General features: G+C 63.6%; 15 protein-coding genes. 7 read left to right on the forward strand and 8 right to left on the reverse strand.

Annotated elements, in window-relative coordinates; translation table 11 throughout:
• Positions 1-29 precede the first annotated feature (29 nt).
• From SynPROS71_RS00735 to SynPROS71_RS00760, 6 genes are read left to right on the forward strand one after another with little or no spacing between them, the layout of a single operon-like run.
• Positions 30-2,369 (forward strand): glycosyltransferase family A protein, encoded by a 2,340-nt coding sequence (locus tag SynPROS71_RS00735; RefSeq protein WP_186596010.1) that lies wholly within the window; start codon positions 30-32, stop codon positions 2,367-2,369.
• 7 nt (positions 2,370-2,376) lie between these two features.
• Positions 2,377-3,204 carry a sulfatase-like hydrolase/transferase gene (locus SynPROS71_RS00740; protein ID WP_186596012.1) on the forward strand — a complete coding sequence of 276 codons (828 nt, stop codon included), beginning with the start codon at positions 2,377-2,379 and terminating at the stop codon, positions 3,202-3,204.
• Positions 3,182-4,312 (forward strand): glycosyltransferase family 4 protein, encoded by a 1,131-nt coding sequence (locus tag SynPROS71_RS00745; RefSeq protein WP_255442250.1) that lies wholly within the window; start codon positions 3,182-3,184, stop codon positions 4,310-4,312. Before SynPROS71_RS00740 ends, SynPROS71_RS00745 begins: the two co-directional genes overlap by 23 nt.
• Positions 4,313-4,322: 10 nt before the next feature.
• Positions 4,323-5,123, forward strand: coding sequence for an ABC transporter ATP-binding protein (locus tag SynPROS71_RS00750; RefSeq protein WP_255442252.1), 801 nt, complete (start codon positions 4,323-4,325; stop codon positions 5,121-5,123).
• Positions 5,123-5,947, forward strand: a complete 825-nt coding sequence (locus SynPROS71_RS00755) for an ABC transporter permease (RefSeq protein ID WP_186596014.1) — start codon at positions 5,123-5,125, stop codon at positions 5,945-5,947. Before SynPROS71_RS00750 ends, SynPROS71_RS00755 begins: the two co-directional genes overlap by 1 nt.
• Positions 5,947-7,047: a glycosyltransferase gene (locus SynPROS71_RS00760; RefSeq protein WP_186596015.1), complete on the forward strand. Its 1,101-nt coding sequence runs from the start codon at positions 5,947-5,949 to the stop codon at positions 7,045-7,047. Before SynPROS71_RS00755 ends, SynPROS71_RS00760 begins: the two co-directional genes overlap by 1 nt.
• Here SynPROS71_RS00760 and SynPROS71_RS00765 read toward each other — a convergent pair.
• The 3 genes from SynPROS71_RS00765 to SynPROS71_RS00775 are packed head-to-tail and all read right to left on the reverse strand — an operon-like array spanning position 7,020 to position 10,904.
• Positions 7,020-8,615 carry a glycosyltransferase gene (locus tag SynPROS71_RS00765; protein ID WP_186596016.1) on the reverse strand — a complete coding sequence of 532 codons (1,596 nt, stop codon included), beginning with the start codon at positions 8,613-8,615 and terminating at the stop codon, positions 7,020-7,022. The genes SynPROS71_RS00760 and SynPROS71_RS00765 overlap by 28 nt on opposite strands.
• A complete protein-coding gene (locus SynPROS71_RS00770) occupies positions 8,612-9,613 on the reverse strand; it encodes a glycosyltransferase (RefSeq protein WP_186596017.1) in 1,002 nt (333 codons plus the stop codon). Before SynPROS71_RS00770 ends, SynPROS71_RS00765 begins: the two co-directional genes overlap by 4 nt.
• 28 nt (positions 9,614-9,641) lie before the next feature.
• The gene (locus SynPROS71_RS00775; protein ID WP_186596018.1) at positions 9,642-10,904 is read right to left on the reverse strand and encodes a hypothetical protein; all 1,263 of its coding nucleotides are present in this window, start codon (positions 10,902-10,904) and stop codon (positions 9,642-9,644) included.
• An 82-nt stretch (positions 10,905-10,986) separates the two neighbouring features.
• On the opposite strand from SynPROS71_RS00775, the gene secA reads away from it, so the two are divergent.
• Entirely contained in the window at positions 10,987-13,854 is a 2,868-nt protein-coding gene (gene secA / locus SynPROS71_RS00780) for a preprotein translocase subunit SecA (RefSeq protein ID WP_186596019.1), read from the forward strand.
• Between the two features lie 16 nt (positions 13,855-13,870).
• Here the strand turns inward: secA and cysE are convergent, their stop codons facing one another.
• The 5 genes from cysE to miaA form a co-directional block, all read right to left on the reverse strand.
• Positions 13,871-14,614: a serine O-acetyltransferase gene (gene cysE, locus SynPROS71_RS00785; protein WP_186596020.1), complete on the reverse strand. Its 744-nt coding sequence runs from the start codon at positions 14,612-14,614 to the stop codon at positions 13,871-13,873.
• Positions 14,615-14,669: 55 nt separating this feature from the next.
• Entirely contained in the window at positions 14,670-15,659 is a 990-nt protein-coding gene (locus tag SynPROS71_RS00790; protein WP_186596021.1) for a GntR family transcriptional regulator, read from the reverse strand.
• Positions 15,660-15,945: 286 nt separating this feature from the next.
• A complete protein-coding gene (locus SynPROS71_RS00795; protein ID WP_186596023.1) occupies positions 15,946-17,451 on the reverse strand; it encodes a tetratricopeptide repeat protein in 1,506 nt (501 codons plus the stop codon).
• 50 nt (positions 17,452-17,501) lie between these two features.
• Entirely contained in the window at positions 17,502-18,164 is a 663-nt protein-coding gene (gene infC, locus SynPROS71_RS00800) for a translation initiation factor IF-3 (protein WP_186596025.1), read from the reverse strand.
• A gap of 57 nt (positions 18,165-18,221) precedes the next feature.
• Positions 18,222-19,154, reverse strand: a complete 933-nt coding sequence (miaA, locus tag SynPROS71_RS00805; protein ID WP_186596026.1) for a tRNA (adenosine(37)-N6)-dimethylallyltransferase MiaA — start codon at positions 19,152-19,154, stop codon at positions 18,222-18,224.
• Positions 19,155-19,232: the final 78 nt, after the last annotated feature.

The raw sequence follows: 19,232 nt of genomic DNA on the forward strand, positions 1-19,232 counted from the left end.
CGTCGCGCCGACCTCGGTTGGCTGGGCCTGTGTCCGATCCTGCGCTGCTGCTGCTCGTGGGCATGCCGCAATGGACGCGCTTGCCACTCCTCCCCCTGCTGGGGAGTCTCGACTCCGTTGGCATGGTGCGCAACGGTGTTGCCGAAGCCGAGTCGCGCCTCCTGGCGGATCTGGAGCTGCGTTGGCCGGCATCAGGCCACAGCAGTGCCTTGCCTCCAGGCTGGAGGGAGCACCCTGCCACCTCGGCGGCGCGCCTTGATCTGCAAACAGAGTTGGCAGCGGCGTTGGCAGCACCGACGCAAGTTCTGGTGATCGACCATCTCTGCGATGGACGTTTGGTTCCGTTCTGGAGGGACCTGGCCCAAGAGCTCGGTGTTGCGCTGCACCTGCAGATTTGTCTGAGCGATCCGGCGACAATCGCCTCATCCCAGGCCCAGCAGCTCTGGTGGCGGCACAACCTCGAGGCCATTCACGCCGCGCGCAGCGCTGCCCTCCCGCTCTCGCTCATCGATGCAACGTCGGTGGGCGATCGTCCTGTGGCCTGGCTGGAGCGTTGGCTTCAGGCCTTGCCAGGGGTCTCCCCGGGGGCCGTTCAGCGCCAAGGGCTGCTGGCCCTCCTGAACCAGACTTTGAACCGTGATGGCGAGGCCTCCGAGCTCCCGGCCACGCACCCCCAACTGAAACAGCTCCATCAACGGCTGCTGCGCCAGCCCTTGCCCCATCGCCTTCCGGCTTCAGACCTGCCCAGCAGGCTGGCGGAGGCTCTGGCTCTGGGCATCGAGCGGCCGTCAGCAGCAGACCCTCGGGCCTGGAGCGACTGGTTGGACTGTTATCGCTCCTGTTCGGCGCCACGGGCCCATGCCGTGCCCCCGTTAGCCCCGGATCCTGTGCTGCACGTGTGTGGTCCTGCATGGCAGGAGCTCGAGCCCCATCAATGGCTGCAACGCGCCCCGCTGCAGGATCTCGGAGGCAGGCGCATCGATCCGCAGCGTTGTGGGCTCCACAGGATCAGCCTCTGCCCCGATCCCGCTGCGAAGGGGCCCCTGGAGCGAATCGCCCTCAACTTGGAGTTGCCGCCGCCGGAGCGGGCCCAGCACTGGTTGGAGCACCTGCGCGCCCAGCAGCTGATTCTTGATCCCGAACCAGCCCGGGTGCTGCTACTCCGCAATCTGGGACTGCCGGCTTGGTGGCTGGATCCACACGCACCGACCAATGGCTGGTTGCAGCAGCCGTTGGCATCCATGGCGTCTGCCTGGGCCCAGCAACTGGGCATGGCCCCACCGGAGCCGGGAGCTTTGGTCGTGCTGGGTGCCGCAGGCCGGGAGTTCGAGCAGGCCCTCACCCAGGAATCCAGAACTGGCACCTTGCTGTTGCCACGCATTCAGTACTGGCCGGGTTGGCCAGAGCTGGTGGTGTCCGATGCGGTGGCTGGCCTGGCTCGGGCCGGCTGGCTCAGCGCTGCATCCCAGGAGGCAGCCCAGGTGCTGCAGGCCGGGGATCTTTCCGCGTCTGTGACGCCTGCTGATCTGCGGGCACTCCAGGCTGGACGTCCGTTGCGGGTGTTGGCCGAAGACCGCCCCTCTCCACCCACGCAGGAGTTGTTTGCCTGGGGCAATGGCACCAGCCCAACCGCCGCGGTGGTGGTGAGCTTGTTTAATTACGCCGATCGCATCAGTGAGGCGCTTGACAGCGTCGTTGCGCAAACGGCTGCAGGGCTCGAACTGATCGTGGTGGATGACGCCTCCAGCGATGCCGGAGCCGAACAGGTGAAGGGCTGGATGGAGCGCTGTTTGGCCCACGCGGATCACCCGTTTGTGCGCCTGCTGCTGCTGAGCCATACCCGCAATGCCGGCCTGGCAGCGGCCCGTAATACGGCCTTTGCAGCGGCTCAGAGCCCCTGGTGCTTCGTGCTGGATGCCGACAATGCCCTCTATCCCCGGGCCGTGGAGGCCTGTCTGCAGCTGGCAGGCACGGGTGATGGGCAGCTGGCGGTGGTGCATCCGTTGCTGGCCGTGGAGGTTGAAGCTGGCCGGCCGGATGATCAGCGCAGCTTGGTAAGCACAGCCAGCTGGCAGCGATCCCGCCTGCTTGGCGGCAATGTGGTGGATGCGATGGCTCTGGTGCGCCGCACGGCCTGGCTTGCCGTCGGTGGCTACACCCACATCCAGGGTGGTTGGGAGGATTTCGACTTCTGGTGCAAGTTGCTGGATGCCTGTTTTTATGGACTTCAGTGCCCTGAAGTGTTGGCGGTGTACCGCAGCCACGCCGACTCCATGAGCCACACCGCCACCAACCGCTCCTGGAGAGCGCTCTCGCGCACGCTCCAGGATCGACATCCCTGGCTGGATTTGCCGCTGGCGACGCCTTGACCCGGCCATGAACGATGTGCTGTTCATCAGCCTCGATTCCTGTCGCTACGACACGTTTCGAGCGTCGTATCGCAGGGGTGCGCTCCCCCACCTGGCGTCTCTGGGGCCGCTGCACAAGGCGATGGCTCCGAGTCATTTCACCTACGGCAGTCATGCGGCGTTCTGGATGGGCTTCACCCCAGGCGTTCAAGGGAGTTCAGCGCCTCTGCTCAATCCCAAGGTGCTCAAGTTGTTTCGCCTGGGCCATGGGCAGCGCCAGCAGGATCAGGGTGACGACGCCCTGGGCTTTGCACTGGAAGGCGCCAATGTGATCGATGGGTTCCGGCGCAAGGGGTACAGCACGATCGGCAGTGGTGCGGTGGGCTGGTTCGACACCGCAACAGCCACCGGTTCCGTGTTGGCCCAACCGTTTGACCGGTTTCAGTTCGCCGGTGACTGCTGGAGTCTGCACAGGCAATTGGCTTGGATCAATGATCGCTTGCAGGAGCTGCCGCCAGACCAGCCCTGTTTTCTGTTTCTCAACGTTGGTGAAACCCATCTGCCCTACTGGCATGAGGGTGCGGACTGGCCACGCTGGCCCAGCCCCTGTGAGCCCTTTGGTGGGTCTTCCTGCAGTGCACGGCAGAGTCGGCGCCGGCAGCGGGCGTGCCTGGAATGGGTCGATCAGCAGTTGGCACCACTGCTGCAACGATTCAGCGCTGGCACGGTGATGGTGTGTGCCGACCATGGCGACTGCTGGGGGGAGAATGGTCTCTGGGCCCACGGCATCAGCCACCCTGCAACCCTCACGGTGCCCTTGATCCTGCGCGTGCGTGGCGAGCCTGTTCATGCCTGACCAGTTGCTGCGGGAATGGCCGCCCGGTTACGGCGGCGTTGAGCGGGTGGCCCACGAGTTGGCCGCCGTGTGGGGCGGCACCGTGTGGAGCTTTGATGTCCAGGGCTTGCGCGCCAGCGAGCTGGATGCCCTGGCGGTGACCTACCCGCGCCGCTGCCTGCCTTGCACGCCGGCCTTGGGACGGCTGCGGTTGCCCCTGCCGTCGCGAGCTCTCTGGCAGCTGCTGCGCTCTTCGCGGCCTCTGCATGGTCATCTGCCCTCTCCGGGGGTGTTGCTGCTGCTGGTGCTGGCCCGCGTGCTGCGGCCGCGCCGCCGGGTCACGGCCCACTGGCATTGCTTTCTGGAGCCCGAGGCTGGCCTGAATGGCCGTTTGTATGCGCTCTACCAGCGGCTGGCGTTGCTGGTGGTGCCCCGGCTGGGCGGTGTGATCACCACCTCGCCGCTGTTGCGCGAGGAGTTGTTGCGTTGCGGCTGCCATCAGGACCGGGTGGCGGTGCTCTCGTGCTGCCTCAGTGCTGAGCAGGAGGCCGGCGCTCTCGCCCTGCCGCAACGGCTGGCCGAGCCTGAACGGCCCCTGCAGCTGCTGTTCATCGGCCGCCTCGACAGCTACAAGCGGCTCGACTGGTTGCTAGAGGCTCTGGCCACCCTCTCCCAACCCTGGCGCCTGGTGGTGGTGGGTGATGGGCCGCGGCGCTCGCTGTTCGAATCCCTCAGCCGCGATCTCTTCTCAGGTCAGGTTGAGCGATCGGTGCAGTTCCTTGGCCGCTTGGATGAGAGCGCCAAGCTCGCCCAGCTAGCTGCGGCGGATGTGCTGGTGTTGCCATCGGATCGCAGCAATGAAGCCTTCGGGATCGTGCAACTGGAGGCCATGGCGGCCGGCATTCCCGCACTGGCGTTTCAACGCCGCCGCTCTGGCATGGGCTGGGTTGGGCAGTTGCCCGGCCTGCGCTGGGCGCAGACCCCGGACACGCTTGCCGAGGTGCTGCAGAGGCTGGCGGCTGATCCTGCGTTGCGCCGTCGTTTGGGGCAGCAGGCCCGAGAGCGCTACCGAGCGATGTTTGCTCGCGGCGTCTGGCTGACGAATCTCAGCGCCTGGGATCAGCGGTAGTCTGCCCGCGATGCCTAAGGACGTTCTCACAACCAAGCCCCAGGTTCAGGTCGCCGCTGAACAGCCTGTGGCTTTGCATTTAGAGAACGTGCGTCTGGATATTCCGGTGGCGACCACCGAAACCCGCAGCCTTAAGGCCACCCTGATCCGCTCGGTGACGGGCGGACGCCTCAATCGCAGCCGTGGCGGTGCGGTAATCACGGCCCTGGAAAACGTGAACTGCACCGTGCATGAAGGTGAGCGGGTGGCCCTGATCGGCCACAACGGCGCTGGCAAGTCCACATTTCTGCGCCTGATCTCCGGGGTGTATCAACACTCAGCCGGGGTGTTTCAGGCCCATGTACCCGTGCATCCGATGATCCACAAGAGCTTCATCACCAGCCCTGAGCTCAGTGGACAACAAGCGATCAAGGCTCATTACCTGATGATGCACGGCAACCTGCGAGGCTTCGAGGCCTTCTGCAGCGATGTGGTGACCTTTTCCGGGCTTGGCGATTTCGTGCATCTGCCGGTGAAGACCTACAGCCAGGGCATGGCGGCGCGCCTGATCTTTGCTGTGCTCACCGGATCCCGGCATGAATGTCTGGCTATGGATGAGGGCTTTGGCGCTGGAGACAGCAGCTTTTACGAGAAGGCGAAGAATCGCCTTGAGGCCTTTCTGGCGTCGGCGGGCACCTTGTTGCTGGCGTCCCATTCCGACGATCTCTTGAAGCGTTTCTGCAGCCGCGGGCTGGTGTTCAGCGAGGGCAGCATCGTGTTCGATGGGCCACTTGAGCAGGCTCTCAGCCATTACCACGCGTCCCAGGGTTGATGAGCGTGTCTGCTTCCACTGCTTCTGGTCGTCCCCGGCGCGAGTCTGTGCGTCGCACCCTGCGCGATGCCTGGCGCAGCCGCCGGGTGTGGTGGTTCACCGCCACGGCCCGCACCCGTGCCCGATTCGCGCGCACCACCCTGGGGAGCTTCTGGCTCGGACTCTCCAATCTGTTTTCAATCGCCGTGCTGGCGGCGGTGTACGGCACCGTGTTCAAGGTGCAGAACTTCACCGTGTATGTGGTGTATCTCGGCTTGGGCCTGGTGGTGTGGAACACCATCAGCGCGGCCGTGAGTGGTGCGCCGAATCTCTTTGAGCACAACCGCGATCACCTCCACAACATCAATCTGCATCCGATTTTTTACACCCTGGAGGAATGGGCGTTTCAGTTGCAAACCTTCCTGCAATCCTTCCTGATGGTGTTGCTGGCGCTCAGTTTCTTCCAGCACAATCTGCTAATCAATCTGCTGCTTTGGGGTTGGCTGCCACTGCTGAATCTATTTCTGTTTTTGTATTGGTTTCCGATGCTCACCTGCCTGCTCGGGGCTCGCTTTCGTGATCTCTACCAGCTCGTTCCGATCGTGCTGCAGTTGGTGTTTCTGCTCTCGCCGATTCTGTATGAAAAGAAGAATCTCGGGGCCATGGCCTGGACGGCCAACATCAATCCTCTTTACCGGATTCTGTCGCCGATCCGTCACACCTTGATGGCGGGTGAGGTGCAGTGGGGTGTGGGCCTGGTGCTGCTGGCGGCCAATGCCCTGGGCATCTGGATTGCGATCAGGCTGCTCAACAGCGAACGTCGCAACATCCCCTTCCTGATCTGATGCAGTTGATCAACCTGCTCTCCTGGCTGCCCGGCCATTCCGGTTTCGGCAGCTACGTGCAGCGGGTGGTGCCCGGACTCGATGGTCTGCGCCTGCAGCTCGGGATTGATGGTCAAGGCGCCTTGCTGACGCCTGGGCAGTGGTTGCCTCAGCCTCCGGCCTGGGCGCCGGGGCGGCGTATGCGCGTTCTGCAGCGCTACAGCCTGGTGCAGCACGGCCTCAACCTGCCGGCTCTGCTGCAAAGCCATGGGATCCAGCTGGATCAGTTCGAGGCGATCTACTCGCCCTTTTTTGATGCCCTGCTCTGCTGGCCAGACGTTCCCCAGCTGATCACCTGCCACGACCTCACCCCCCTGGTGGCCTCCAACAGCCGCAAAGCTTGGTTGCGCTATCGCCTCTGGCAACCGCGCCATTGCCAGGCCGCCACGCGCTTGATCGCCATCAGTCGTTATGTGGCGGATCAACTGGTGGCATTCGGTGTGGAATCGGATCGCATCGAGGTGATTCCCAATGGCATCCGTATCCAGCGCCCGCCACTCCTCGCGCCGTCCAGCCAAGACCTGGTGGCTTTAGCCCGGCACGACGTGAACAAGAATCTGCCGGCTCTGTTCCGGGGCATCGACCAGTTGCAGCGCCAGTGGCCCCAGTGGAGTGGAACGCTGCGCATCATCGGCCGCGGCGGTCGCCAGACCCCTCTGGTGCAGCGCTTGCGTCAAAGCTTGCCCCGGCCAGAGCAGGTTGAGTTGATCGATGCCCTGCCCCAGGCTGAGCTGATGGCCCTGGTGCGCGCCGCGATGGCCCTGCTCTCCGCCAGCACAGAAGAAGGCTTCGATTACCCGGTGTTGGAGGCGAAGGCCGAAGGCCTTCCCACCCTGATCAGCGACATCCCTGTGCACCGGGAATTCCATGAGGGTTCATCGCTGTTTTTCCCCACAGACGACGACGGCACGGCCATGGCCGGCCAGGTGCGCGCGTTGCTGGGGGATGGAGCTCTGTGGAGCCATCTCTCCTCTGCCGGTCTGGACCTGGCCCGATCCCTCTCTGTGGACCGGCAGATCGCCCAGATCAGAGATCAGTTGGCTGCTCTTGGCGCCAGCTGACGTGCCCTGGTGGTGTGCGAGAGGGTGGCCGCCCCGGATTCGGCTTGAACCAGTTCGCAGATGGTGGTGTCGAAGCTCTGGTCAACCAAGCGCTGGTAACGGCGGTAGCGGAGGATTCTTTCGCTGCGCAGACGGTTGAGGTGCCGGCGAAGGGCTTGGGGGTCCAGATCGGTCTGCTCCTGTTCCTGCTTGAGGGTCACCAGGCGCATGGCACTGGCCCAGTCACTGGTTTGCAGGGTGGAGCAGAGCAGCACGTGCTGATCGAAATCATGCAGGGCCTGGATTTCCTGGTGCGACGCTGATGGGCTGGCAAGGGCCATGAGGCCAAGGCAGGCGGCATCGAGCACGGGGATGCCGAAACCTTCCACCAGTGAAGGGCTCACCAGGGCCAGGGCGTTGAGGTACAGGTGGCGTTTGGTGGCTTCATCCACGTAGCCGGTGAGCAGGATGCTCTTGTGACCGCTCACGAGGCGGCTCACCGAGGCGCTGTAGGCATCGTCTTTGAGCATGCCAGTGATACAGAAGCGGATGCCATGCCGTTCGATGCCCGATTCCACGTAGGCCCGGAGCGCAAACAGCAGGTTTTTGCGCGGTTCCACCGATGAATTGAACAGGAGATAACCACCGGGTTGCAGCGTCTGCAGCCGCTCTTTGCCTTCGGCGTTGATCTTCAACGACGGCATTTGTGCTTCCCAGTCGAGTGCGTCGCCTGGAAATTGCAGGGAGGGTGATTGGATCAGAACCCTGCTGTGGTGTGCAGCTCCCTCCATGGCCGTTGGCAGAATGGAGGCATTGAATTTGCGTTGGGTTGCGCTGGAAACGAACAGCCGACCTGCCGGGGCGCAACTGCGCAGGCGTCGGGCAAAACCAGGCACGTGGTCACTCGTTTGCACGTACTCGAGTGGGATCAGGTCATGCACGGTCTGGATGAATACGGTTGGATTCGTGGGCCTGATCTGCAACGGGCAGGTGGTGATCAGCCCATCGAATCCCTGCAGGTCGAGTTCCAGCATCTCGCCGGGTTTCTGATTGGCCAGGCGGAAGCTGTTCACAAAAATGTCATCGGCGCAGATCAGCCCATCCACATTCAGGAGATAGTCGAGCCGTTCGGTTTGCAGGTAGGGGTTGTCGAACAGTTCGCGAATGGGCAGGCATTTGAGAGACCGACTGGGGTAGCGGCGCTGGGGAAAGAGGGTGCTGAGTTTGCTCCGGGCCCTCAGCACTGGCGGCACCCATTGATTCACGATCGGCAAGGCCCGCAGCACGCGCTGCCGCAGGCTCATCTGTGCCAGATGGCGATGACCGGTGTTCAGGCCCTCGAGCACCCTGGCATAGAACACGGTGTCTGCCGTGGTTTTGGGGATGCGCCGCGAGCGCAGATCGTTCATCGGTGGATCAAATTGGGTGAGCAGCCATACCTCAGCGCCGGCTCGTTTCAGGGCGCGAAGCACACCTTTGCTGTACACGGCAATGCCGCGGTGCTCGCTCTGCTCGAGATCGATGGCTGTCACAACCAGCCGAAGACCATGCAGGGAATGGGATGACGGCATGGGGGATGTACTGGTCATCGCGACACAGCCTCGTTGCGTTGCTTAAGGCGCAGCCGTTCTTCCCTGAGATCCATCAGCACCAGGTCTCGACCACGCAATTCCTCCTCAAGATCCTTGATCTGGTCTTCGATGCTGCGAAGACGGTCTACTTCGGCCTGGAGGGGTTCCAGCTCATGCACCCTGGCCAGAAGTTCGGGAAGTTGATGGATCACGATCTCCCGCAGTTGATGTGACTCCCATTGCTGCTGCTGCAGAAACAGCTGCAGCTGCGCTGGGGTGGCTTGGTTCAGGAACGCGCGCACGCGCGCTCGCAAACGGGTGAGGTCTTCACTATTGCCGGCCTGTCCTTCCTGGGTGCTGCGGGTGCTCTCGGATTCATGGATCGCACACGACCCTCCACTCAGCCAGACCTGCTGGCCGAGGGTCTGCTGCACATCCAGACAAAGCTCCACGTCCTCCCCGCACACCTTGTAGTGCTCATTCAGCCGCACCCTTTGGAAGTCATCGCGACGGATCCACTGCAGGGCGCCGGTGACGGCCGCCACCGGTCCTGTGGGCGTGACCTCGGGTCGATCGGCGGGAATCAAGCGATCGAGCAGGTGATAGGCAGAACCCCTGGAGTCGAAATTGATGCCCGCGTGCGTCAGCCGCCCCTGTTGATCGCGCAGCACGGCTCCCACCAGACTTACCTCTGGCTGTTGCTTGAGAACGCTCAGAGCAGCGTCAACACAATCGCGATCGAGAATCAGATCATCATTGGCGAGCATCAACACCTCGCCGCCGGCGCGCGCCGCCAACCCATTCATGTTGCCGGCGAAGTGATAAGGCACTCTGCGGGCAATGTGAAAGTCGTAACGGCTGCTGTTGCGGATCTGCGCTTCCTCAGCATCGCTGCCGTTCCAGGAGCAGAGGATTTCAACGTCGAGAGGTGCCAGGCTGCAGGCAGCATCCAGGCTGTCGCAAAGGCGATTGATCAGCGCTGCTGTCCTTGAAACCACCAGGATGGACAGCCGCATTAAGAAGGATCGTTTGAAGGCGACTTTATCAAGGGTTCAAGTAGCGGGACCGCAGCAGGTCTTCGAGGTCTGCGCGCAGGCCGTCGTCGTCAGGCCCGAGATAAGGCTTCAGTTCGCTAAGGGGAAGTGGGAGCGTTTGACGCAGGGGCAGGTTGAAGAGCACCTGCTTTTTGAGCAAGGGACAGCCCTGCTTCAGCAGTGACTGCCAGGCGAACAGGCTCAGGTTGACCTCGCGAGGTTCGCGCACCTCGAAACGGGCCAGTTCCCCATGGGTGGTGGATTCATCCAGCAACATATGAATCAGAGAAAAGCGGGCTTTCACCGTGAATCCCGCCTGCAACAACGCCTGGCTGAGTCCCAGCTCGCCTTGGTTGATCAGATCATCCTTGCTGCCGTTGATCGGGAACTCTCTCCAGAACTGTTCCCAGGCGGGCGCTTGAATCAGCCGTGCATTGCCCATCAATAGATAGGACTGCACGTGGTAACGATCCCGTTCAACGGAATCGGTGATCCCGCTCAGTTGACCGAGCGCTGGATCCTGTTCATCCGCCATCAAGCTGAGCGTGCGCAGGAAGGCGTTGGCCCCTCCTACCGGCAGGGTGCTGTCGTTGGCCAGCACCAGCGTGGCTCGTGCTCTGGTCAGGTCGCTGCTTTCGTTCAGCAGGCAGCAGAAGTCCCGGTAGGCCCCGAGGCAGAGCCCGATGTTGTTTCGCAGCAGCACTGGAATCCCTTGGTGTTGCAAGGCGTCCAGAGCCTCTGCAGCCAGCTCGGAGCTGGACACGACCACGCACCAGCCCGCGGCCTTCAGCCCTTGGAACACCGCCATCCAACTGCGAGGCAGCAGCCCTCGTCGGTCGTAGTGGTGCCAGAAAAACAGGGGGGCCTGGGGGTGCTGCCGCAGGTGCGCCAGCACGGCGTCTGCATGCTTCAGGCGGCCCCGGTGGTTCCACAGCTGCAGGCGACGGTTGGCGGCTTCTCGCCTAAGGGTCTCGCCCGCCTGATGCCAGGCCTCGGTGCTCTGAAGCATTTGCAGGAGCTCAAGAGCGTCGCCACATCCGGCCTTCGGGTGGCCGGCAGCGGCCGACCACAAACGCAGCTTGGGATGGTGACTACTGAGGTCGAGGCCAACACGACCACCGGCCCGCAATCCCTTGAGAAGCCGCGGGCGTCCGGCTCCCAGGCCTCGCAACGCCTTCATCACCCGACGTGCAGGTACGTCAGGGTCGTTGCTGCAGATGCTCAGTGACCGGCTGAGCCGGCGCAGCTGCAGGGCCTGCTCCAGGCGTGCCATGAACGTTGTGCGGTACGGATGGCCGCAGTATCCCTGCTGAGAGACCTCAGTAGGCTGGCGCGCAGACGATTTAGCGCCTTCCATGCTCAAGCTGCTGCTGGGTGATCCCAATGCCCGCAAGCTGAAGCGCTATCAGCCGATCGTGTCCGACATCAATCTCCTCGAGGAGGAGGTGGCGCCCCTCAGCGACGACGACCTGCGCCGGCGCACCGCTGAGTTCCGTCAGCGCCTCGACAACGCCGGCAGCCTCGACCAGCAGCGGCCTGTGCTTGATGAGCTGCTGCCGGAGGCGTTTGCCGTGGTGCGTGAGGCCGGCAAGCGCGTGCTGGGCATGCGCCATTTCGACGTGCAGCTGATCGGCGGCATGGTGCTGCATGAGGGCCAGATCGCGGAGATGAAAACCGGCGAGGGCAAAACCCTCGTGGCCACCCTGCCCAGCTTCCTCAATGCCCTCACCGGCCGCGGCGTGCACGTGGTCACCGTGAACGACTACTTGGCCCGCCGTGATGCCGAGTGGATGGGGCAGGTGCACCGTTTCCTGGGCCTCTCGGTGGGGTTGATCCAGCAGGACATGACCCCTGCTGAGCGCCGCCGCAACTACGGCTGCGACATCACCTACGCCACTAACTCCGAGCTCGGGTTCGACTACCTGCGCGACAACATGGCCGCCGACATCAACGAGGTGGTGCAGCGGGAGTTCCAGTACTGCGTGATCGATGAAGTCGACTCGATCCTGATCGATGAGGCGCGCACCCCCCTGATCATTTCCGGCCAGGTGGAGCGGCCCCAGGAGAAGTATCAGAAGGCGGCGGAAGTGGCCGCAGCCCTCACCAGGGCCGCCGAGATGGGCAAGGACGGGATCGATCCCGAGGGCGACTACGAAGTGGATGAGAAGCAGCGCAGCTGCACCCTCACCGATGAGGGCTTTGCCAAGGCGGAGCAGATGATCGGCGTGGCCGACCTCTACGACCCCCAGGATCCCTGGGCCCACTACATCACCAACGCCCTCAAGGCCAAGGATCTGTTCACCCGCGATGTGAATTACATCGTGCGCGACGGCGAAGCGGTGATCGTGGATGAATTCACCGGCCGGGTGATGCCGGGGCGTCGCTGGAGCGACGGCCAGCACCAGGCGATCGAAGCCAAGGAAGCCCTGCCGATCCAGCCGGAAACCCAGACCCTGGCCTCGATCACCTACCAGAACTTCTTCCTGCTCTACCCCCGCCTGGCTGGGATGACCGGCACGGCCAAAACCGAGGAAACCGAGTTCGAGAAGACCTACAAGCTCGAAACCACCATCGTGCCCACCAACCGGGTGCGGGCCCGCCAGGACTGGGTGGACCAGGTGTACAAAACCGAAGAGGCCAAGTGGCGGGCCGTGGCCAAGGAAACCGCGGAGGTGCACCAACAGGGCCGTCCGGTGCTGGTGGGCACCACCAGTGTGGAAAAGAGTGAGCTGCTCAGTGCCCTGCTGGCGGAAGAGGACATTCCCCACAACCTGCTCAATGCCAAACCCGAGAACGTGGAGCGGGAAGCCGAGATCGTGGCCCAGGCCGGACGCTCCGGGGCGGTGACCATCGCCACCAACATGGCCGGCCGTGGCACCGACATCATTCTTGGCGGCAACAGCGATTACATGGCCCGCCTCAAGCTGCGGGAGGTGCTGCTCTCCAGGCTTGTGCGTCCCGAAGAAGGCCACCGGCCGCCCGTGCCCCTGCAGCGCAGTGGCGCTGAGGGTGGCGGCGGTTTTGCTGCCAAGGCAGCTCCCGCCAGCGGCCCCCATGGCCATGCCCCCAGTGAGGCCCGGGCCATCGGCAGCCTCTATCCCTGTCAGCTCACGGAAGACACCGATCAGGCTCTGGCCGATCTGGCCAAGGATCTGGTCAAGGCCTGGGGCGACCGGGCGCTCACGGTGATCGAACTGGAAGACCACATCGCCACCGCGGCAGAGAAAGCCCCCACCGACGACCCCGCCATTGCCGCCCTGCGTGCGGCCATCGCCCGGGTGAAGGGGGAATACGACGACGTGGTGAAGCAGGAAGAGCAGCGGGTGCGTGAGGCCGGTGGTTTGCACGTGATCGGCACCGAGCGCCATGAATCCCGCCGGGTGGACAACCAGTTGCGCGGCCGGGCGGGCCGTCAGGGTGACCCGGGCTCCACCCGTTTCTTCCTCTCCCTCGGCGACAACCTGCTGCGCATCTTCGGGGGCGACCGGGTGGCTGGATTGATGAATGCCTTCCGGGTGGAGGAAGACATGCCGATCGAATCGGGCATGCTCACCCGCTCCCTTGAGGGGGCCCAGAAAAAGGTGGAGACGTACTACTACGACATCCGCAAGCAGGTGTTCGAGTACGACGAGGTGATGAACAACCAGCGCAAGGCGGTGTATTCCGAGCGACGCCGGGTGCTGGAGGGCCGTGAGCTCAAAAAGCAGGTGGTGGGTTATGGCGAGCGCACCATGAACGAGATCGTGGAGGCCTACGTGAATCCGGATCTGCCGCCGGAAGAATGGGACGTGAGCCAGCTGGTGAGCAAGGTGCAGGAGTTTGTGTATCTGCTCGACGACCTCCAGCCCGATCAGCTCCAGGGCCTGTCGATGGAGGAGCTCAAGGCCTTTCTCCAGGAGCAACTGCGCAATGCCTACGACCTCAAGGAGGGCCAGATCGAAGACCAGCGTCCGGGCCTGATGCGCGAAGCAGAGCGCTTCTTCATTCTTCAGCAGATCGACACCCTCTGGCGCGAACATTTGCAGTCGATGGATGCCCTGCGCGAGTCGGTGGGTCTACGCGGCTACGGCCAGAAGGACCCCCTGATCGAATACAAGAACGAGGGCTACGACATGTTCCTGGACATGATGACCAACATGCGCCGCAACGTGATCTATTCCATGTTCATGTTCCAGCCCGCACCGCCTGCAGGGCAGTCGGCGAGCCAGCGAACAACGGCCTGAGGCCAGGGAGCCTCTTTTAATCCCCCAGGAACTCGAGGATCTCCCGGTCCTTGAGATTCTGGGCTTTGCCGGTGCGCACTTCTCGCAGGGGGCGACCGCTGGCGGCGGCCATGGTGCGGAGATTGTCCTGCAGGCTTCGCACTTGCCCCTCGAGCTGATCGATCCGCTCCATCAGGTTGCGGATCACATTCGCTTCCGCATCCGGAAGCGCGGAGTGGGCGAGAGGGTTGATGCGCACGCCGCTTTGGTGGATTACGCGTCCGGGAATTCCCACCACCGTGCAATCGGCTTCCACGTCGCGCACCACCACCGATCCAGCGCCGATTCGGGTGTTGGCGCCCACTTTGATCGCGCCTAGCACCTTGGCACCGGCGCCGATCACCACGTTGTTGGCCAGGGTGGGATGGCGTTTGCCGTGGTCTTTGCCCGTGCCCCCCAGGGTCACCCCTTGGTACAGAAGGCAGCGGTCACCCACTTCGGCGGTTTCGCCGATCACCACGCCCATGCCGTGGTCGATGAACACGCCATGGCCGATCCTGGCGCCGGGATGGATCTCCACACCGGTGAGATTGCGGCCGAGTTGGCTGAGCAGGCGGGCTGCCAGCTTCAAGGGGAGCCTGGAGCGCCAGAGCCGATGGCTGAGCCGGTGCAGGCTCAGGGCTTGAAAGCCCGGGTAACACAGCAAAATTTCCAGCGGGCCACGGGCCGCTGGATCCCGCTCGCGGATGATCGCCAGGTCGGCGCGGATGTGCTTCAACATGCCTGTCCGCCGCGCCCTCAGCGCTAGTCGGCGCCATTGTGGCAGTTGAACGCCATCAGGCGGTTTGCAGGCCGATTTCCTTGCGCAGCAGTTCGATGGTGTCGGCGCTCAGGTAGCTCTCGGCGCAGTGCACCTGGGGCATGCGCATCAGTTGTGAGCGGTTCTGACGCAGGCTCTGTTCCACCAGCGGCAGGCTGGGACGGTCGCAGAGCACATGGCTGGAGGCCCGCAGTAGGGCGAGCAAGCGGCTGTTCACATCGGGGGTGGCGGTCATCAGCAGCAGCTCGTTGCCGCGCATGCTGTGCAGGATCACCTCAGCCGCCCGCAGGATGCCGGGGCTGATGCTTACCAGACCCACCACGCTGCCGCCCCGCAGCTCCTTGAGCATGGCCAGTTCAGCGCGGAAGTCGTTGAGGTCCACCGCCACGGCCCGCACTCCGTGCTGTTTGGCGAGTTCCTCCACCGGCTGCAGGAAATAGCGGCTGGTCACCACCGTGCCGTTGCTGGCGCTCTCCAGCACGCTTTCAAGTTCCTCCATTGGCACCACTTCCACCGGCACGTCCAGGCAGGGTTCCAGTTCCTCGGCGATCAGCATCGAGGCGCCGATGTCTTCTCGGGGGGTGCTGACCAGCACCCGGGCACCGCAGCGCAGGCGCCAGTCGATTTCCCGGGTGAGCAGATCACGGGTTTGTTGAAGAGTGCAGCCGGCGTTCAGCAATCCGTCCACGCATTTGCGCACTTCCCGGTCGAGGTCGGTCACCCCCCGGTTGCGCGGGCTCATCGGTGTGCGGATCTCCCGGGGCTTCTGCTGGTCGCGCACGTAGATGCCCGAGCCGGCCATGGCTTCCACCACACCATCGGTTTCCAGCTGGCGGTACACCTTGCTGATGGTGTTGCGGTGCAGGCCGGTCTGCATGGCCAGCTGCCGGGTGCTGGGCAGGCGATGCCCAGGGGGGTAGTGCCGGGCCGCGATCGCGAAGCAGATCTGGTTGTAGAGCTGGGTCGACGCCGGGATGTCGCTTTCCTGCTGAATGTGGAATCGCACGCCGGTGGGCCAGGTCGGAATGCGGCCACCCTAAGGACAGGAAGGCTTGGTGACAATTGCCTGGGTGGTCTGTGTCCCTATGCCAGTTTTTCCGGATGTGCATTCATCCGGAGATGCAACATTATTGACGCGTTTCCGTAACGATTTTGCGGCTGTAGCGTAACGAATACGTTCTAGACTGGTTTTGCTTCTGTTTGTGCGCACGGCTCCTGGGCTCGATATGAGCTGTAGCGAGATGCAACTGGCCCAAGTTCTTGGCCGTGATTCTTCGGGTTGGAGTTTGCTTTTACGCCGTTCCGCGCTGCCTGAGAAGGGCGATCAAGTGGGAACGGGCAGCCTCGAGCATGGGTTTCCAGGCCCCTGGTGATGGGCAGCGCACTAGCCTCATCGCGCTGTAGAGAAATGTCGCGTCCCCATCAGCTCCCCAGCGCCAGTCACAGGGATCGCCCAGCATCAGCAGGGTTGGCACTCCCATGGCACCGGCCAGATGGGCGATGGAGGTGTCCACGCAGATCACCGCATCCAGGTTGTCCATCACCCGTGCCGTTTGCAGCCAGCAGGGTGATGCCAGGGGCCAGGCCATCGCCCCCCCTGTGCATTGGTCCACGGCATCACGGTTGTCCTGGTCCAGTTGCAGGCTCACCAGATCGAGGTTGTCTGCGTTGAGTAGGTCCCCCAAGTCAGACCAGAGTTGATCGAAAGGAACATCCCTGATCCGTGCGTTGCGTTCTGCTCTTGGCGTGCGGTGTCGCCCGGCGTTCCAGAGCAGCCCGATGCGAGGCCGCTTGCTGTGATCAGTGCGCAAGCGCTTGAGATAGCCCAGCCGCGGGGGGGAGGCCGGCGTCCATCGCTTGAGAACAAAGGGCAGATAAAACAGTGCCAGTTGTCTGCTGTCGGCGGCCCCCCAGGGAGGTTGTGCCCCGTTCAAGGGGCTGATGGTCACGTTCTGCTCGCGATGCAGTCGTTGCTCGAGCAAAGGGATCAGAGCAGGGCGCACCTGCAGCTCCAGGTGCTGGCAACGCTGGGCCGCAGCAGACACCCAGCCCACGCTTTGCAAGGCGTCACCGAAACCCTGGTCATCCCAGAGGATCAGCCGCTGGCAGAGCTCTCCCTTCCACAACGTCGCTTGACGCCGATGGTCGAGAAACGCGGCTCGCTCGTTGCTGAGGCCTGCGAGCAGAAGCGTCTGTGCCGCTTGGTCGAAGCCGTCCGCCTGCAGGCGGTAGATGCCCAGATTGAGCAATTGCCGTTGCAGCTGAATCGAAGCCTCCAGATCCCGGCAGGGCGTTCCCACCAGCTGCTCGAAGGGTTGTGAGGCAAGTTCGGGTGCCTGAAGCTGCAGATGCAGCCGCAGGGCCTGCTCCTGGCTGTGAATGGCCTCAGGTTTGCGGCCGAGCTGCTGGAGGCACAGGGCACGGTTGGCTAAGGCTGTCACCGAAGGCTGTCGTTGTAGCTGCCGGTTGCAGAGATCCAGAGCTTCTGATGGACGGCGCTGAAACAGGCGCAGGTCGCATCCCGCTGCATGCAGCAGTTCGGCATCGGCATCATTCAGGTCTGGTAACGCCAGACCCCGTTGCAGCCAATGATTGGCCGCATCCGCCTGGAGCGCATCCAGTTCCAGCAGCACCAGGTTGCTGAAGGTGCGTGGACGTTGGGGCTCGAGCTCCAGGACCCGTTGGTAAGCCCGTCGCGCTTGCGCTTGACGGCCAAGACGCTGCAGCAAGCGTCCGGCCTGATGCCAGTGATCGGCCGTGCAACATCCCTTGGCTAGCCATTGCTGCTTGAGCAGCAACCAGGCCTGTTCCCACTGGCCTTGCTGTTCGAGATCCTGTATCGACAGGGTTAGCCGTTGCCCGCGGGCTTGCTCGCAAGCCGGGCGGCGGTGGGCCGGGGCGGCGCCGTGATCGTGCGCACGGCCCGAGTGGCGCTCTCCTCCTTGTCGTCCTTTTTCACCAGCGGCGTCTTCCGCGGTGTCAGGAACATGATCATGTTGCGGCCTTCCCGTTTCGGGGGCTGCTGGATCTCAGCCGGCTCTTCAAGATCCTTGGCCATCCGGCGCAGCAGGGTTTCCGCCAGCGCTGTGTGCTGAATCTCCCGGCCGCGGAAGATCACGGTGCACTTCACCTTGTCGCCCGCTTTGAGGAAACGCTGGGCCTGACCGATCCGCACGTCGTAATCGTGTTGATCGATCTTGTAACGCATCTTGACCTCTTTGACTTCGGTCTGGTGCGATTTCTTCTTGGCCTCCTTGGCCTTTTTCTCCTGTTCGAACTTGTATTTGCCGTAATCCATGATCCGGCACACCGGCGGATCGGCCTTTTCGCTGACCAGCACCAGATCGAGCTCCCGTTCCTGCGCCACCTCCAGCGCTTTCTCCCGGTCGATGACCCCTAACTGGGTGCCGTCGGCATCCACCACCCGAAGCTGGGGGTAGCTGATGCGGTCGTTGATGTTGGGGAGCTCCCGGACGGGAGCACGGCGGTCAAAACGGGGACGTGGTGGCATTCAGTGAGGAAAGGGGCCGCGGGCCGTTGGAAAGAGAACCCGCCGCGGTTGCATTCTTCACCCTAGACCCGCCTCGATCAGGCGTCCGGCTTCACTCAGGGGATTGTCATCGGGCAACCACTGGGGCTGGTGCTGGCGCCGGAACCAGGTGCGTTGGCGTTTGGCGAATTGCTGGGTGCGCCGGGTGGTTTGGGCGATCGCTGCTTGAAGGCTGAGCGTGCCGTCGAGCACGTGCAGGGCCTCGCCATAGCCAATGGTCTGCAGAAGGGGCAGGTCTGCGCCGTAGCGCTCGCGCAGATGGCGGGTTTCTTCCACCAATCCCTGGTTGTACAGCGCCTGGGTGCGTTCACTGATGCGCTGGCGCAGGTTGGCGGGATTGAGTCCCAGCTCCAGCACGCGCCAGGGCGGCGGGCTGGCACTGGTCTGGCCGCTCATCGGCGCTCCCGTGGCATAGAGCACCTCCAGGGCGCGTTGGGTGCGCACCGCATCAGCGCTGGCAATGCGCACGGCCGCCTCAGGATCAGCGCGCGTTAGCAGCTGGTGGCACAGCGGTTGCCCCAGGTGTGCCAATTGCCGGCGCAGCGCCGGCTGGGGCGCCACGGCGGGGGGACGCAGGCCGCCGGTGAGCGCTTTGAGATAAAGGCCGCTGCCGCCCACCAGAAAGGCGGCGCCGCGGGTGGCCAGGCTGTGGTTCACGGCCTGCAGCGCTTCCTGCTGAAATTCCTGCAAAGTGATCGGTTGGTCGGGATCGCGCAGGTCGAGCAGATGGTGGCAGATGCGGGCCTGTTGCTCCGGGCTGGGCTTGGCGGTGCCAATGCTCATCTCCCGGTAGAGCTGCCTGGAATCCACATTGATGATGTCCAGGGCGAAGCGCTCGGCCAGCTCTAGAGCGAGGGCGGTTTTGCCGCTGGCGGTGGGGCCGAGCAGCACCACCACGAGGGGGGCATTGCTGTTGTTTCGGGCCTCCGTCTCAGGGCTGGTGTGAGGCATCGCACATCAAAGGGGGTGCACCCCCAGGAAAAATGACGCCTCAGAGGCCTCTGTGAGCGCCTCTGGCACGCCGGTGGT

This window comes from Synechococcus sp. PROS-7-1, from assembly GCF_014279795.1.
GTDB lineage: Bacteria > Cyanobacteriota > Cyanobacteriia > PCC-6307 > Cyanobiaceae > Synechococcus_C.